This window comes from Bordetella genomosp. 13 (assembly GCF_002119665.1).
Classification (GTDB): Bacteria; Pseudomonadota; Gammaproteobacteria; order Burkholderiales; family Burkholderiaceae_B; genus Bordetella.
The window spans coordinates 5152843-5168458 of sequence record NZ_CP021111.1; the positions used below are offsets into that span (position 1 = coordinate 5152843).

Consider the following 15616-nt stretch of genomic DNA (forward strand, 5'->3'; position numbering starts at 1 on the left):
GGAATTCAGGATTGACGGGCGTCTTCCAACAACATGTCGGCGCCCTTTTCGGCCACCATCATCACGGCGGCCTGTGTATTGCCGGACACCATCGACGGCATCACGGACGCGTCGACGACGCCCAGGCCGTCGATGCCATGCACCCGCAGACGGGCGTCCACGACCGCGCCGCGGTCCACGCCCATCCGGCACGTTCCAATCGGGTGATAGATGGTCTGTCCGTTGTGCCGCGCGAAATCCAGCCATTGCTCGTCGGTCTGCACGCCAGGCCCAGGGTTCAGCTCGGCCTGCACATAACGCGACATCGCCGGCTGGCCCACGATGCGCCGGGCGATGCGCATGCCCTCGACCAGGCAAGCCTGGTCGGTTGGATCGGACAACAGATTGGGGCGGATCTTGGGCGCGAGGCGGGGATCGGCGCTGGCGGCGTGTATGGTGCCCATGGATCTGGGCCGCAGCTGGGCCACGCCGATCGTCATGCCCGGCTTGGTGTCCAGCTTGCGCACGGCGGCGTCGGCATAGCTGGCGTGCATGAAGAAGTACTGCACGTCGGGCGTGGCCAGTTCGGGACGCGTCTTCACGAAGCCGAACACCAGCCCCGTGCCCAGGGTCAATATGCCCTTGCGCGTCAGGTAATAGCGCAGCACCGCCGCGCCCAGACCCAGGCCGCGCGTTCCCTCGTTCAATGTGGCCAGGCCCTGCACGCGCCAGTTCATGCGCGTCGCGTAGTGATCGATGTAGTTCTCGCCCACGCCGGGCAGTGCATGGCGCACCTCGATGCCGGCCGCCTGCAGCACGTCGGGATTGCCGATGCCGGACAACTCCAGCAGATGAGGCGACTGGACCGCGCCGCTGGTCAGCACCACGCGGCGGCGCGCACGAACTTCGGCCACGCGGCCATCCGCATGGCGGTAGCGCACGCCTACGCACCGCCGTCCTTCCAGGATCAGCTGCGTGGCCAGCGCATCGGTGCGGACCTCCAGGTTGGCGCGACGCCGCGCCGGTTTCAGATATCCATCGACGACGCTCCAGCGGCGTCCGCCATGCTGGCAGACCTGGTAATAGCCGAATCCATGCTGGTCCGCGCCGTTGTAGTCGGGATTCTGTGGATGCCCGTCCTGGCCGGCCGCCTCGATGAAGGCCTGCGAGATCGGGAACCGTTCGCTGACTTCCGTGATGCGCATAGGCCCGCTGCGCCCCCTGCCGGCGCCGCCCACGGTCGTGTTCTCGATGCGTTCGAAGTAGGGCGCGACCTGGCTCCAGCCCCAGCCCTGCGCACCGCCTTCGGCCCACTGGTCGTAATCGCCCGGCTGGCCGCGCACGTAGATCATGCCGTTGATCAGCGTCGATCCGCCCACTCCCTTGCCGCGGGGGATGGAGATGCTGCGGCCCATCACGTTGTCCTCGGGCTCGCTGCGGAAGCCCCAATTCAGCCGCGGATGCGTCAACAGCTTGCTGAAGCCGGCGGGAATCGATACCCACAGTGCGCTGCCGTCGCCACCGGCTTCCAGCATCAATACGGTGTACTTGCCGCAGGCCGTCAGCCGGTTGGCGAGTATGCATCCCGCCGTACCGCCGCCCACGACCACATAGTCGAAGGTCTGTTGCTCCGCCATGGACGCGACCTCAGCGGACGATGTTGACCAGCGCGCCGCCGTCGACCGGCAGCTCCACGCCGGTGATGAAACCGGCCTCGTCCGACGCCAGGAAAACCGCCGCGTTGGCGACATCCCAGGCGGTTCCCATGCGCGCGCGCAACGGCACCCGCGCGTCGCGCTCGGCAACCACGTCGGCGCGCGACCGGCCGAACGTCGTGGCCCGGGTATCGACCGCCATGGGCGTGTCGAGCAGCCCGGGCAGGATGGCGTTGGCACGGACGCCGAATGCCGCGTTCTCGATCGCGAGCTGCTGCGTATACGCGATCATGCCGGCCTTCGTGGCCTTGTAGGCCACCCATGGATAACGCTGCCAGGCCGACACCGACGCGATGTTCAGGATGACTCCCGATTTCTGTTCGCGCATGATCGGCAGCACGTGCTTGCCGGCCATGATGCAGCCGCGCAAGTTGATGGCGCTGATGCGGTCGTATGCTTCCTCGGTGATTTCGGTGGCGCTCGCATCGCCGCCGGACACGCTGACGCCGACGTTGTAGTGCATGATGTCGATCCTGCCCCACAACGACATCGCCTGCGCGAATGCGGCGGCCAGCTCGGCTTCGCGCACCACGTCGGCACGCCACGCGACGCACCTGTCTCCCGCATCGGCCATTGCGCAGGTGCTTTCCGCCGACGCCAGATCGCGGTCCACGGCCAGCACACGGGCGCCTTCCTGCAGGAACCGCAGAACGGTGGCCCGGCCGTTGCCCATGGTCTCGCCCGCGCTCTGTCCCGCGCCGATGACCACGGCGACTTTGTCTTTCAATCTCATGCCTGTCTCCTCGTTCGACGGCCTAGCGCGCGTCGTTCGGCTTGCCCGCGAAAAATGCCACCATGTCCGCCACCTGCCCCTCGAGCATGCCCAGGCCGCCATAAAGCCGGCAGCCGCGCTCGCGCGCCCGCGCCAGCAGCGGCGTCTCGGCCGGGTCCATGATGATGTCCGCCACCCATTGGCCGGCGGACAGGCGGTCCGCATCGAGCGGCAGCGGGTCGCCCGCGGCCATGCCCAGCGACGTGGCGTTGATGACGATGTCGTGCCCGGAGGGATCGGTCGTGCCGTGCGCGAGGTGCACCGCGGGATAGCGGGCGCGCAGGCGCCCGGCCAGGTCGTCGACCCGGGCGCGGCTGCGGTTCGCAACGGTCAGCCGCTCGATGCCCGCCTGCGCCAGCGCGAACGCGATCGCATTGGCCGCGCCGCCGGCGCCCGCCATGTAGACGGACGCGCCGCGCACGTCCGCGCCCAGCGCGGCCAGGCCGCGCACGAAACCCAGGCCATCCAGCATGCCGCCGACCAGCCGTCCGTCGGCCTCACGCCGCACCACGTTCACCGCGCCGATGGCGCGCGCGTCGTCGTCGACCTCGTCGCACAGCGACACGACGGCCATCTTGTGCGGCACCGTGACCACCATGCCGCGCAGGTTCTTCGTGTTGCGCAACGCCTGCATCATCGCCGGCAGATGATCCGGCGCGACGTGCATCGGCACCATCACCGCATCGTCGTCCTGCGCCCGCAGCAGCTGGTTCACCAATTGCGGGGTGCGCACCTGCCGGATCGGGTCCGCCAGGATGCACAGCAGGGCCGTTCTACCCGTAATCTGCGTCATGACGCCGAGCCCGCTTCTTCATCCCTGGCCTGGCGGCCGCGCACTTCGACGCCAGCCCACCCTTCCATGTATTTGATCAACGCCGTGAAGTCCAGATCCTGGCCGCCCTGCGTGATCGCGAACTCCCACGCCTGCCGCACCGACTGCCCCAGCCACATGGGCACGGACAGCGCGTGCGCCTCGTCCAGGCCCAGCGACACATCCTTGTGAATGGTGCGTATGCTGGCGCCGTAGTCGAACGTGCGCGTCAGGATTGCCTTGGGGATCTTGTCCGTGGTGGCGCTGTTGCGGCCCGTGCTGACATTGATGATGTCCACCATCTGGTCCGCATCCAGGCCCGCCTTGGCGCCCAGCACCAGGGCCTCGTACGCGGACACCATGTTCGCGGCCGAGATCAGGTTGTTGACCAGCTTCATCATCTGGGCCATGCCGGGTTCGGCGCCCACTTCGAAGACGTGCTTGCCCATGCCGGCCACCTGCCCGCGCACACGTGCCAGCGCGGCCTCGGGTCCGGCCATGATGATGGACAGCGTGCCGGCGTCGGCGCCGCGAGGCCCGCCGCTGACCGGAGCGTCCACGGTGGCGATGCCGCGCGTCGCCAGCTCGCGAGCGATGTCCAGGACGGGCTGGCGCCCTATGGTCGACATTTCGACGTACACCTTCAGGGCGCTGCCCAGCGCGACGCCGCCGTCGCCATAGGCGACTGTCCGGCTGACCTGCGCGTCGGGCAGGCAGGCATAGACGATGGGCGCCGCGTCCGCGACGGAACGCGGGCCGTCGTGGACCACCGCGCCCCGATCGCGCAACGCTGCCGCGCGCTCGGCGTCCGGGTCATAGACGTGCAGCGTTACACCCGCCCCCGCCAACCGCCGCGCGATGGCCGATCCCATCGCGCCCAGGCCGATGAAGCCCGCGACTTGCTCATTCGACATACCTGTATCCTCGACAACGTGTTGTGGATCCCCGACCCGCTTACTGCGCCGACAGATCCAGGTCCTTCATCTGCTCGGCCAGCAGCGCGTAGTCCTTGCGGAACATCTCGTCGAAGACCTTCGGGGAACCGATCTGGGTCTGCATGCCCTGCTCCGCCAGAATGCGCTGCATTTCGGGCGTGGCCAGAATCTTGTTCGTGGCCTTGTTGATCGTCTCGACGACGTCGGCGGGCAAGTCCTTGGGACCGAACAGGCCATACCAGGTCACGACGTTGAAGCCCGGGTAGCCCAGTTCCGCGATCGTGGGAACGTCGGGCAACGCGCTGACGCGCTGCAGCGACGACACCGCCAGCGGACGGGCGCGGCCGCTGTCGATGAAGGCCTTGGCCGATGCGATGGACCCGCCCACCAGCTCGACGTGGCCGCCCACCAGGTCGGTCAATGCGGGGTTCGAACCCTTGTAGGGCACGTGGATCATCCCTGCGCCGGCCGTCTTGCTCAGCAGCGCGAGCAGCAGGTGCGACATGCTGCCTTGGCCCGACGTGCCGAAGCGCAGCGCCTGCGGATCCTGCTTGGCGGTATCCAGCGCCTTCTTCATCGAGTCGTACTTCGAGGCCGGAGCCGAGGCGATCACCATGGGCGCTTCGGCCACGTTGGCAATCGACGTGAAGTCCTTCAGCGGATCGAACGTCAGCTTGTCCTTGCTCGTCAGGGGCGCGATGACGATGTTCTCGCGCAGCGCCAGAATGATCTGGTGGCCGTCGGCCGGCGCACGGGCGACCGCGCTCAAGGCGATGACGCCGTTGCCGCCGGGCCGGTTCTCAACGACCACATTCCAGCCTTCGGACTTGGTCAGCGCTTCGGCCACCTGGCGGGCCAGGATGTCGGTGCCGCCGCCGGGGCTGAAGGGCACCACCAGGCGGATCGGCTTGTCGGGGAATGCCTGCGCGGCGGGCGCCAGTGCCGCCAGACCGAGCAGGGCGGCGGCGAAGAAGCGGGTCATCATACGTGTCTCCTGTAGATTGATCGAAACGTTTTTTCAAAGTATGGTTTCCACGGGCCGGATGATGACGCGCTTTCCTGCGGTTTGGATAGGGGAAATCAGGCACAGGGATATGAATTGAATTCACAGGAAGACGGGCAGTGAACCAGTTGGCAGAGTTGGAAGTGTTCATAGCGGTGGTGGAAACGGGCAGCTTCTCCGCGGCGGCCCGCAGGCTGTCGCGATCGCCGTCGGCCGTCAGCAAGCTGATATCGCGCATGGAAGCGCGCCTGCGGACATTGCTGTTCGAGCGCACCTCGCGCGAGGTGAAGCTGACCGAGGCCGGGCACACGCTGCATCGCGAGGGCATGCGCGTCCTCGAGGCCCTGACGGAAGCCGAGGGCGCCCTGCAGCTGCATGCCGAAGACGCGCGCGGCACCCTGCGCGTGCACTCGATCTTCACGTTCGCCAAGTATCAGCTGGCGCCGGTGATGGCCGACTTCATGCGCGATAACCCCGCCATCCGGGTCGAGTTCCTGTTGAGCAACGATCCGCTGGACATGGTGGAACACAACATCGACGTCGCCATCCACAGCGGCGCGTTACCTGACTCGTCGCTGATCGCGCGACGCCTGCTCAGCAGCAGATGGATAGTCTGTGCGTCGCCCGAGTACTTGCGCCGGCACGGTACGCCCCGCACGCCCGACGACCTGGCCCAGCACAACTGCCTGAACTTCACGCACCGCACGCACTGGAATACCTGGCCCTTCACGACCGCGCCACGCGGCATCAAGGCTGTCGGCAGCCTGGGCGCGGACCAGGGCGACATGCTGATGCAGCTGGCCGTGCATGGCGTGGGCGTGGTGCGGCTGGCCGAATTCCACATCCGCGGCGAGATCGCCGCCGGCCGCCTGGTCCCCATCCTGCAGGAACATCAACCCGACCAGGCCGAGCCGCTGTTCATGATCTACAAAAGCCGCAGGTACCTGACGCCCAAGGTGCAGGCCTTCATCGACTTCCTGGACCGCCGGTTCGGCGCGGAACCGCTGCGCTAGCTGGCGCGGCCGGGATCAGCGGATCAAGGCGTCGAGGTGCGCGTCCGGCAGGCCGATAGCGCGATAGTGCCGGCGCGCCGCCTCGATCTTCGTGAACACGTCTTCGTAGCCCAGCGCCTGCCCCTGCGGGTCGACATAGGTGTAGCCGCCCTGCACGTGGAACCACGTGATCATCTCGTCCACATCGTCCGGAACGTACAGCGTGTGAGTCTCGCCGGGCGGCTCGTAGGCGAAGGCGCCCTGCTCGGCGATCCAGTCATGCTCCAGGTAATGCCACCGCCCCTTCAACACCAGGGCATGCACCGCGCCGGTGTGGCGATGACGCGACAGCACGCCGCTGCCGCGCACCCGCAGCAGGTTGATGTAGTAGCCGCCGCTGGCGGACAGCAACAGCGGCTTGAATGACACAGATTCACTGGTAGGCACCCACAACGCATCGTCGTCCAGGGCGCCGGCAAGCACTCCCGGCACGACCAGGTCGGCCGACATATCGGGCGCCTGCGGCAGTTGATAGGGGATGGCGCGCGTGTCGGGCCTACGGGTGTAAGTGTCCATGTGTTCCTCCTGGAGGACAGTTGCTGAAGTGCTGGCCAGCTTAGCGAGCGCGCCGTCGCTCGGGCAGTCCTGGCCGGACCATAAGGCTATGAAGCGGATTCATAGCTGCGCACGAAATCGCATCTGCGTCGGCCCTGCGTGCGGCCTATGTCGCGCCGGCCCTCCTCTTGACAACCTGGCCCATGCGAACCCAATATGGAAAAAACGTTTTTTCAATCAGCCGGCATGGCCGGATGTCGATATTCCCTTCTTCTTTCTGACGATGAACGATTCCACGCTGTCTATCCCCGGCCTGCCCTCCACGGGAAATCTGATCAATGGCGCATGGCTGCACGACGGCCCGCAATTCCCGGTCGTCGACAAGTTCACGGGGCGGCGCGTGGCGCAGGTCAGCCAGGCCACGCGGGAACAGGTCAGCGAAGCCGTGCGCGTGGCCCAGCGGGCCGTGGATGCCGGCGCGCCGCCTCCGCACGAGCGCGGGCAGATACTGCATCGCGCGGCGCAGTTGCTCGAGACGCATCGGCAGCGCCTGGTCGACGTCATGGTGGCGGAGGCCGGCTTCACACTGGCCGATGCCGCCGGCGAGATCGACCGCGCCCGCATCACGCTGGCGCTGTCGGCCGAAGAGGGCGTACGCCTGACCGGCGAAATGGTTCCGTTCGCCGCCAGCCCCGGCGCGCACGGGCGGCTGGGTTTCACCCTGCGTTTCCCCATCGGCGTCGTCTGCGCGATCACGCCGTTCAACTCGCCGCTGAACACCGTTTTGCATAAAGTGGCGCCCGCCTTCGCGGGCGGCAACGCCGTCGTGCTGAAGCCGTCTGCGCTGACCCCGCTGACCAGCGCCCTGCTGGCCGAGATCCTGCTCGAGGCGGGCATGCCGCCCGCGTTCCTCGCTGTCGTCCAGGGCGACGGAGACACCGTCGGCAACTGGCTGCTCGAAGAGCAGGCCATTGCCTTCTATACGTTCACGGGCAGCACCCGGGTCGGACGGATCATCCAGAAGGCCGCCGGCCTGCGCCGTACGCAGATGGAACTGGGCAGCATCGCCAGCACGATCGTCTGCGCCGACGCCGACCTGGATCGCGCGGTGCCGCGCATCGCCAATGCCGGCCTGCGCAAGGCCGGCCAGGTCTGCACGTCGGTGCAGCGCCTGTACGTGGAAAGCAGCCTGGTCGATACGCTGACCGAGCGCCTGGTGGACTATGCCCGCACGCTGAAAGCCGGCGATCCGCGCGACCCGGCCACGCGAGTGGGTCCGCTCATCAGCGAAGAAGCGGCCATACGCGCCGAGCAGTGGCTGCAAGAGGCCGTGGCGGGCGGCGCGCGCCTGCTGTGCGGCGGGCAGCGCGAGCGCGCGGTGATCAGCCCCGCGGTGCTGACGGACGTGCCCGACGACGGCCGCGTCTGGTGCCAGGAAGCCTTTGCCCCGCTGATCGCCATACGGCCGTTCGACGACTTCGACGCCATGCTGGCCAGCGCCAACGACACGCCCTTCGGCCTGTCGGCCGGCATCTTCACACAGAACGTGGACCGGGCCATGAAGGCCGCGCGCACGCTGCGCTTCGGCACCGTGCAGATCAACGAGAGCTCCAGCGCCCGCTCCGACGTCATGCCGTTCGGCGGCGTGAAGGACAGCGGCTTCGGCAAAGAGGGGCCGGCGTACTCCATCCGCGAGATGACCGAAGAGCGCCTGGTGATCTTCAATCCCTGACGCGCCCAGGCACGCGCTATCCATGCCCGCCGGGAACGCCCGGCTTCTTTCCGCACAGACATGATCCCCAGCCAGCTCTCCACGTTCTTCTGCCCGACGCGCCTGTATATGGGCGTCGGCTCGCACAGCCAGATCCTCGACCTGGTGCGCAAGCACGATTGCCAACGCCTGTTCGTCACCATCGACGCCGCGCTGCTGGACAGCGCGTTCTACGCCAGCATCAAGAGCCAGCTCGATGCCGCGGGCGTGCAGGTCGCCGAGTATTCCGACATCGAACCGGACCCCAGCGCCCATACCGTGACGCGCGCATTCGACGCCTGCCGCGACCACAACGCCACGCTGCTGCTGGCCATAGGCGGCGGCAGCACGATGGACGTGGCCAAGGCCGTGGGCATCCTGGCAACGAATGGCGGCAGGATCCACGATTACGAAGGTATCGAGAAATTCAGCACGCCGGGCCTGCCGCTGATCGCCGTGCCCACCACGGCCGGCACAGGCTCAGAGGTGTCCGGGTCCTGCGTCATCACGGACACCGAAGCAAATCGCAAGATGTCCATTCGCCATGCCGCGCTCAACCCGGCCGCGTATGCGATTTTGGATCCCCTGGCGTTGCGCACGGTGCCCGCGCACGTCGCGGCGCATTCAGGCATCGATGCGTTCGTCCACGCCTTCGAGTCGTACATCTCGCGCCAGTCCAACCTGATCACCGACGCCATCAACCTCCAGGCCCTGACGCTGATCGCGGCCAACATCCGCCAGTTCGTGGCCAATCGCGAAAACCTGGAAGCCGGCCTCGGCATGCTGTGCGGGTCGGCCTTGGCCGGCATCACGTTCGGACAAACCGGCCTGGGCAACGTGCACTGCATGGCGCGCTTCGTGGGCGCGGGCTGTCACGTGTCCCATGGACTATCCAACGCCGTCTGCCTGCCCGTCGTGGCGCGATTCAATCTGGCGGCGAACCCCGCCAAGTTCGCCCGCATCGCGGCTGCCATGGGGCGACCCGTACAAGGCTTGCCCGAACTCGACGCCGCGGACGAGGCGGTAGAAGCCATCGAAGCCCTGTGCCGCGACCTGGACATTCCCCCCCGCCTGCGCGACGTGGGCGCAACACAGGAGATGCTCGACGAGTGGGCAGGCTTGTGCGCCGACGCCGGATACAATCGCTGGAACCCGCGGCACACGAGCCGCGCCGACTTCCGCGCATTGTTCGAGCGCGCTTACTAGGCGTTCGTTCGATAACCCCTAACCGCACCAGCGGGCGCCGCTCGCCCCGCTCGCTGCCGCTGTGAAGAAAAAGCCCGTAGCCGAAGTCTCCGCCGTGTCTGCCCCGGCCGCCCGCACCGCGCGCGTGACCGTCCACGACGTCGCCAAGCGCGCTGGCGTCGCCATCAGCACGGTGTCCCGGGTCGTCAATGGCGCGCCCCGCGTCAACCAGGACATACGCCAACGCGTCGAAGCCGCCATCGCCGAACTGGGATGGACGCCCAGCGTCGCCGCCCAGGCCATGCGCGGCGCGTCCACCCGCATGGTCGGCTTCATCTTCTCGGACGTGCGCAACCCCATGTGGGCGTCGGCGGTCAAGGGCGCCGAAGACGTGCTCAGCGCCCATGGCTATCTGCTGGTCGTCGCCAGCAGCGGCGGATCCTCCGAACGCGAGCTGGTATTGCTGGAACTCTTCCAGCGTCGGCGTGCCGACGGACTGCTGTTCGGCGTCGAAGAAGAATCGCATCCCGACGTCGCGCAGCGCGTGCGGGACGCCAGCTTTCCCACCGTATTGCTGGAACGCGAAATGGCCTTGCCCATCGACGCGGTGGGCGCCGACCATTTCACCGGCGTCCAACATGCCACGCGGCACCTGATCGGGCTGGGTCATCGGCGCATTGCCCTGGTCAGCGGCGGCAGGCGAAATCGCGTGGGCCGAGACCGGCTGGCCGGGCTGACAAAGGCACACGAAGACGCGGGGTTGCCGCTGGACCCTGAGCTGTTGAGGTTGGACAGCTTTGCGCCTGAGTATGCCTATCGTGAAACGCAACTGCTGCTGAATTTGGCCGATCCGCCTACGGCCATCATTGCGGCCGGCATGCATTTGCTGGAGGGGGTGCTGTCTGCGGCGCGGGGTGCGGGGGTGTCGGTGCCTGGCGAGCTGTCGCTGGTGTGCTCCAACGACACGCCGTTGGCGCGAATGGCTACGCCGGCGATCAGCGTCATCCGGTATGACTCGTACGCGTTGGGTACCGAAGCTGCGCTGCTGTTGTTGCGCCGTATGCAGGGCGAACCAGCCAGCAAGGCGCGGATCCAGATTTCGACTGAGTTTGTGATGCGGGATTCTTGCGGGATTGCGCCTCGGTGATTCTGAATAGGCGTGGCGCGTAATGGCTTCGAGCCGGTCCAGCGCTTCGTGCTTGGTTTATGTAGCGCTTGCTGCTTGGCCTGTGTAGTGCTTTCTACTTGGCTTTTGTGTAGCGCTTCCGGTTCGACCTGTGTGCTACGGAGAAGGCTTGGCCAATCGCGCATGCCGAGCCAGCAGAGTATCCAGCTGATTGGCGAAGGCCTTGCGGTCGGCCTGGCTGAACGAGTTCGGCCCACCCGTCTCCACGCCGCTGGCGCGCAGCTCTTCCATCATGTCGCGCACGGCAAGCCGTTCGCGGATGGTCTCCGGCGAATAGCGCTCGCCGCGCGGATTCAATGCCATCGCGCCCTTGGCCAGCACGTCGGCGGCTAGTGGAATGTCGCCGGTGATGACTAGGTCGCCTGCATTGGCATGCTGCGCGATGTGGGCGTCGGCCACGTCAAAGCCGCGCGGGACTTGGATGGATTTGATCAGAGGGGATGGTGGCGTGCGGAGCATCTGGTTGGCTACCAGGGTGAGAGGGACCTGCCAACGCTGCGCGGCACGGAACAGGATGTCCTTGATGACTGCGGGACAGGCGTCGGCGTCGACCCAGATGTGCATGGTGGATGTTCAGGTGTGAGCCGGTTTCTTTATGGAGCTAGTCAATTAGACACTAATGGTACGGAAGTTCTTTTTATCCTTTTTCGACTCCCGCCAAACCTCAACACGGAGGTGGGATGACACCGGCCAAAGTGGAGCATTCGGTCGCGGGGTGCGCCGATCACGATGAGGTCGATCACCGATCGGGATCTCCTCGGTGCTGTCAAGAGGAAGCGGAACTTGTTCGTGAAATCGGGGCGCCTCTGCCAAGGACTGACTCAACCTCGCCATGAACTCAGGCGACTCTTTCGCATCGTCACCAATCAACACTTCGGCCTCGTTTGTAGCCTGCTCCGGAGTCATCTCTCCGCGCTGAACTTTCACAAACAAGCGCTGCAAAGCGCCTAGGGCCCCGCTACGCTTTCGTATTCTTGACTGCTCGAGGTCGCGCCCAAGTTGCTGCTCCGCTGTTTTCGCAAGAATATCGCTTACAGTGACAACTTGATCCCTGATGATTTGCAGGCCAGAAATGAAGGAGCCGTATTGTCCGATTCCGAGAAAGGGCGCCCAATGCTACAGCAATTCTCCCCTTGCCTTTGATCGAGCCCTCTTCAACTTCGAGCGAGAGAGAGTAGTCCGGAACAGGGAGATTGTCTTCAACGCTCTGCTCCCAGCGATCAAAGAGGTACAAAGAGTACCGCTCAAGCTGACGCTTCGTGAGGTTAGGTACTGCAAAGTAGAAGTCTGTTGTCCCAATGTCGATCATCTATGCATCCACCGCTCTATTCGCAACGTTTCGTAGAGGTTGAACATCTGGGTTGACCGGTACGTGGCGGAAAGGTGCTTCGGACGTACATCCGCAAGAATACGCAATTGCCTATGGAGTATCGCGTGGTGGAAATTTAGGCGCGGATATACCGTCGCTCTCGTCCGCTCTTTGCCGCGAGCGCGCCGTCGATGATGGGTCGCTGTCGATCCAAAGCAGACGCCCGGTGCTGGGAAATAGGAGGCCGGAGATCTGTTCTCGTATTACGAATGAGAAACGCTGTGTCTTGCGTGATCAACGTTGGAACCGGTTTGACTTGGTCATTTGGGTAAGCTCGCCGCCGGTCGTTCCAATTCGTGAGTCGCTTCGGCGCTGTCGGCGTCGACCGGCTGCTTTGGACTACCCCTCCATGTAGGCCCGCAATGAGTCCAAGATGGCCGCCATGCTATCCACATACTCCGGCCGAACGCCGAGTTCGCTGTCCAGATTTCCATCTTTGGCTCTCGTGGCGGGGCGCGCAGGCTTTGTCCTAACGTCGTCAGCAGGAAGTGTGCAGAAAAAGTAGCTAGGGAAGAGGGCTCTAAGCTCATCAGCGTTGGCAGCCTTGTCCCCATCAAACACCGCAGCAACCCGTGCAAACCCGAGTTCACTCAAAATCTGACAAAGGCGCTTGATATTACCGGCGCCGCCGGCGCCCCACCCAAAGAATGCACCTGGCATGTTCTTGCCAAGTTGATCGGCAATCTCGGGCAACAGAACCACGTCTTCCTGACCCTCGACAAGGATCAACCCATCCTCCTGGAAAAACAGCTCGCGTGCATCAAGCCCAAACACGTACGGGTTGTACACATTGCCGGCTGACAACGTCTTGATTGACCCAAGTGCCGTCGGGCCGAGCTGATGAACTTCAGTTCCATTGGCACCGGCGAGGACCCGAATTAGGCCTGCGCCATTTCTCAGTGCTTCCAGATCAACAAAGTATGGGGAATGAGTGGAGATCACGATTTGCCGATCTCTAGAGAGGTTCCGGATCAATTGCGCTAAACGTTTTTGCAGGGCAGGATGCAATGAAAGCTCAGGCTCGTCGATTACGACGACGTCATCCTCGATCGAGTCATACAGCGAATCGACGATGGCAAAGATGCTGACGATGCCTTCGCCCATGCCGTCGCTCGAGTGAGCGTTATCGGCAGAGAAGAACTTGAGAAAGTGTTGCCCCTGCTCAGATTGGTCGATCGACCAATTCGGGATGAATCCGAGTACCTCGGAGAGGTGCGAATTGAAGGCCGCCAGTTTGGCTTCATCGCTCAGGATGTTGAACAGTCGGAACTCGAAGCCGTTGAGCATCGGGCTGCGTTGTGCTGGCAACACTGAGGTTTCAATGTGCTGAAGCCGTGAAATAGGTGCTCTTACTGAAATAAGGATTGAACGCACGTCGTGATGGGAGTACGAATATTCGCTCTTTGGCCTTGTTTCCAATGCGTTTGGTCTCGCTGGATCCTCTGCGAAGCGAGTGGATGGATTCCTTGGCATCTCCAAAGACGTAATCGATCTCGACCAGTCCGATAGCAGCATGTCGGGCGCCGGCGGAGAAACTTGGAGCTTCATCGCCATTGCGCGCTCTCAGGCACTCCAGAATGGAGGACTTGCCTGCATTGTTGGCTCCAGTAATGATGGTGAGCCCACTGCCTTCTTTGCCATTTGGCACGGAGAAAGTCACTACTCCCCGATTTTTGAAGCCGCGATAGCCGAGAATGCCTATGGAATTGAGTGCCATTGCCATGATCCGACATAAAGGAAGTGCGCAGCCGCGAGGGCGTGTATAGAAAGCAGATCGCTGGATGGCCAGAACCAGCTGGATCGTCGTTCTAGACAATCCCGAATGTGCCTTTTGCCGCTCCAGCCGCCTCGACATGACCGAGAGAACGGGAACCGTCCTTCGGCAAGTGCACCGGAGTCTCAACTGTAACTGAAATATTCGGACATTCCAACGCGGTTTAGCGATGAAAGGTCAACTGAACGAGCGTTCAGGATGAATCGGACAAGGCTGGCCACTGACTGATTTTGGCCGATATGACCCTAACCCCGACTTAGTCCGGATCAGAGATTTCCGGCCCATTGAGGTTGGCATTCTGGCTGTCGGCCAAGTGCTGGCGCGCGTACTCGCCAAGTGCCTGGCACTTCAGCGCAGAGTGGGACGAACCCCGATATAGTACGTCCGCCAGGCGCCGATTCTCTCCTTGAGCATCGGCAAATGACAAGAAGCAATGCCTGTCACTCCTGACGGAACCGCCCATTGAAGGATCGCACCGCGCGTTATCGGCTGGTTTTCCGGGGCGACTGAAATCGATTTCCACTTTGTTCTCGTAGACCCGTTTGTCCATGGCTCTGGAGACGAACTCGCTGCCGTAGTAAGTGCAGAATGACCGTCAGCCAACCAAGGCGACAGGCATCCTAGGGTTTCTCTAGGACCTGAGGAGGACGCCGAGATGGCTGACGCTATAGATACTAGGACCAAACCACACCTTTGCCATTGATGGGGGTAAGCGATGAAAGCTGTGCTGATCGGACTGGCCAGCGGTGAGCATCGGCGCTTCAGGATGGCAAACAGCGCGCAGGATTTTGAACGTTTAGTGCAGTATGTACAGACCTGGCTCGGATCATGGCGAGCCGCGCTTGAGCCCACGGGGGATTACCATCGGCCACGCTTTTTGTTCCAGCAGCGGCCATCGACCCACAACAGGGTAGAGCGCCTCCAAAATCCCCAGCGCCCATGCCGGCTGGCGATGGCATTGAGCGTTTCGGTCACATCGGCATCTCGCTCAGATGCGGAGGCTGGCCGCGTGTAGTACGCCGCGCGCGCCAGGCCTGCTATGCGACAGGCACGCGTGATCAACAAGCGGGCTTGCACCAGCAGCTCGACCACCTCGCGCCTGGCCGACAGCGTCAGGATTTTCGGTTCAGAACATCCTTGATCGCCGAACTCTCCAGGGCAAGATCGGCGTACATTCGCTTGAGCTTAGCGTCCTCCGCTTCCAGCTCACGCAGCCGTTGCAGCTCGGACACCTGCCCGCCCGAGTAGTTGCTCTTCCACTGGTAATACGTGGCGTTGCTGATACCGTGCTTTGGGCAGCTCGGCGGCCGGAACTCCCGTCTCGCCTTCCGTCAACACCGCAACGATTTGGCTTTCTGTAAACCTGCTTTTCTTCAAGGGAGGCTCCGACTCTTGGAGCTCCGACATACCACTGGCTGATGTCTACGCAGTGGGGAGCTTACGACATCGCGTGACACCTCTCCACACGCAAACCGGCCTGACGCCGTCTTGGCGAATCCCACGAGCTCCGCCCCTTACCTGCGCAACAATTTACGTCTAGAATTGACCGTGTATAACGCCTCGCGGACTATGCCGCCGGCGGCTAACTTG

Annotated in this window: 14 protein-coding genes; 4 read left to right on the forward strand and 10 right to left on the reverse strand. The window is 64.0% G+C overall.

Annotation, left to right across the window (positions count from 1 at the left end; translation table 11 throughout):
• Positions 1 to 5: 5 nt before the first annotated feature.
• Genes CAL15_RS23280 through CAL15_RS23300 form a run of 5 tightly spaced genes read right to left on the reverse strand, consistent with a single transcriptional unit; the run spans position 6 to position 5197 of the window.
• The gene (locus tag CAL15_RS23280; RefSeq protein ID WP_086080679.1) at positions 6 to 1616 is read right to left on the reverse strand and encodes a GMC family oxidoreductase; all 1611 of its coding nucleotides are present in this window, start codon (positions 1614 to 1616) and stop codon (positions 6 to 8) included.
• Between the two features lie 10 nt (positions 1617 to 1626).
• Positions 1627 to 2427, reverse strand: a complete 801-nt coding sequence (locus tag CAL15_RS23285; protein WP_086080680.1) for an SDR family NAD(P)-dependent oxidoreductase — start codon at positions 2425 to 2427, stop codon at positions 1627 to 1629.
• 22 nt (positions 2428 to 2449) lie between these two features.
• Positions 2450 to 3259 carry a shikimate dehydrogenase family protein gene (locus CAL15_RS23290; protein ID WP_086080681.1) on the reverse strand — a complete coding sequence of 270 codons (810 nt, stop codon included), beginning with the start codon at positions 3257 to 3259 and terminating at the stop codon, positions 2450 to 2452.
• The gene (locus tag CAL15_RS23295; RefSeq protein ID WP_086080682.1) at positions 3256 to 4191 is read right to left on the reverse strand and encodes an NAD(P)-dependent oxidoreductase; all 936 of its coding nucleotides are present in this window, start codon (positions 4189 to 4191) and stop codon (positions 3256 to 3258) included. Before CAL15_RS23295 ends, CAL15_RS23290 begins: the two co-directional genes overlap by 4 nt.
• 40 nt (positions 4192 to 4231) lie before the next feature.
• Positions 4232 to 5197, reverse strand: coding sequence for a Bug family tripartite tricarboxylate transporter substrate binding protein (locus CAL15_RS23300; protein ID WP_086080683.1), 966 nt, complete (start codon positions 5195 to 5197; stop codon positions 4232 to 4234).
• Between the two features lie 137 nt (positions 5198 to 5334).
• On the opposite strand from CAL15_RS23300, the gene CAL15_RS23305 reads away from it, so the two are divergent.
• The gene (locus CAL15_RS23305; protein ID WP_086080684.1) at positions 5335 to 6228 is read left to right on the forward strand and encodes a LysR family transcriptional regulator; all 894 of its coding nucleotides are present in this window, start codon (positions 5335 to 5337) and stop codon (positions 6226 to 6228) included.
• 15 nt (positions 6229 to 6243) lie between these two features.
• On the opposite strand, the gene CAL15_RS23310 is transcribed toward CAL15_RS23305, so the two are convergent.
• Complete coding sequence (locus CAL15_RS23310; protein ID WP_086080685.1) at positions 6244 to 6783, reverse strand: 2,4'-dihydroxyacetophenone dioxygenase family protein; 540 nt, start codon at positions 6781 to 6783, stop codon at positions 6244 to 6246.
• Between the two features lie 262 nt (positions 6784 to 7045).
• Here CAL15_RS23310 and CAL15_RS23315 point away from each other — a divergent pair, with 262 nt between their 5' ends.
• The 3 genes from CAL15_RS23315 (at position 7046) to CAL15_RS23325 (ending at position 10844) form a co-directional block, all read left to right on the forward strand.
• Entirely contained in the window at positions 7046 to 8494 is a 1449-nt protein-coding gene (locus CAL15_RS23315) for an aldehyde dehydrogenase family protein (protein ID WP_086080686.1), read from the forward strand.
• Positions 8495 to 8554: 60 nt separating this feature from the next.
• Positions 8555 to 9718, forward strand: a complete 1164-nt coding sequence (locus CAL15_RS23320; RefSeq protein WP_232468067.1) for an iron-containing alcohol dehydrogenase — start codon at positions 8555 to 8557, stop codon at positions 9716 to 9718.
• 94 nt (positions 9719 to 9812) lie between these two features.
• On the forward strand, positions 9813 to 10844 hold the full coding sequence (locus CAL15_RS23325; protein WP_086081261.1) for a LacI family DNA-binding transcriptional regulator: 1032 nt from the start codon (positions 9813 to 9815) through the stop codon (positions 10842 to 10844).
• A 135-nt stretch (positions 10845 to 10979) separates the two neighbouring features.
• On the opposite strand, the gene CAL15_RS23330 is transcribed toward CAL15_RS23325, so the two are convergent.
• The 4 genes from CAL15_RS23330 to CAL15_RS24870 all read right to left on the reverse strand — a co-directional run bounded on the left by CAL15_RS23330 (position 10980) and on the right by CAL15_RS24870 (position 15309).
• Positions 10980 to 11447: a YaiI/YqxD family protein gene (locus CAL15_RS23330; RefSeq protein ID WP_086080687.1), complete on the reverse strand. Its 468-nt coding sequence runs from the start codon at positions 11445 to 11447 to the stop codon at positions 10980 to 10982.
• Between the two features lie 1144 nt (positions 11448 to 12591).
• Positions 12592 to 13626, reverse strand: a complete 1035-nt coding sequence (locus CAL15_RS23340) for an ATP-dependent nuclease (protein ID WP_332455553.1) — start codon at positions 13624 to 13626, stop codon at positions 12592 to 12594.
• Positions 13571 to 13969 carry an AAA family ATPase gene (locus CAL15_RS24475; RefSeq protein ID WP_198299107.1) on the reverse strand — a complete coding sequence of 133 codons (399 nt, stop codon included), beginning with the start codon at positions 13967 to 13969 and terminating at the stop codon, positions 13571 to 13573. The genes CAL15_RS23340 and CAL15_RS24475 overlap by 56 nt, the downstream gene beginning before the upstream one ends.
• Before the next feature lie 1169 nt (positions 13970 to 15138).
• Entirely contained in the window at positions 15139 to 15309 is a 171-nt protein-coding gene (locus CAL15_RS24870) for a transposase (protein ID WP_086080689.1), read from the reverse strand.
• Positions 15310 to 15616 lie beyond the last annotated feature (307 nt).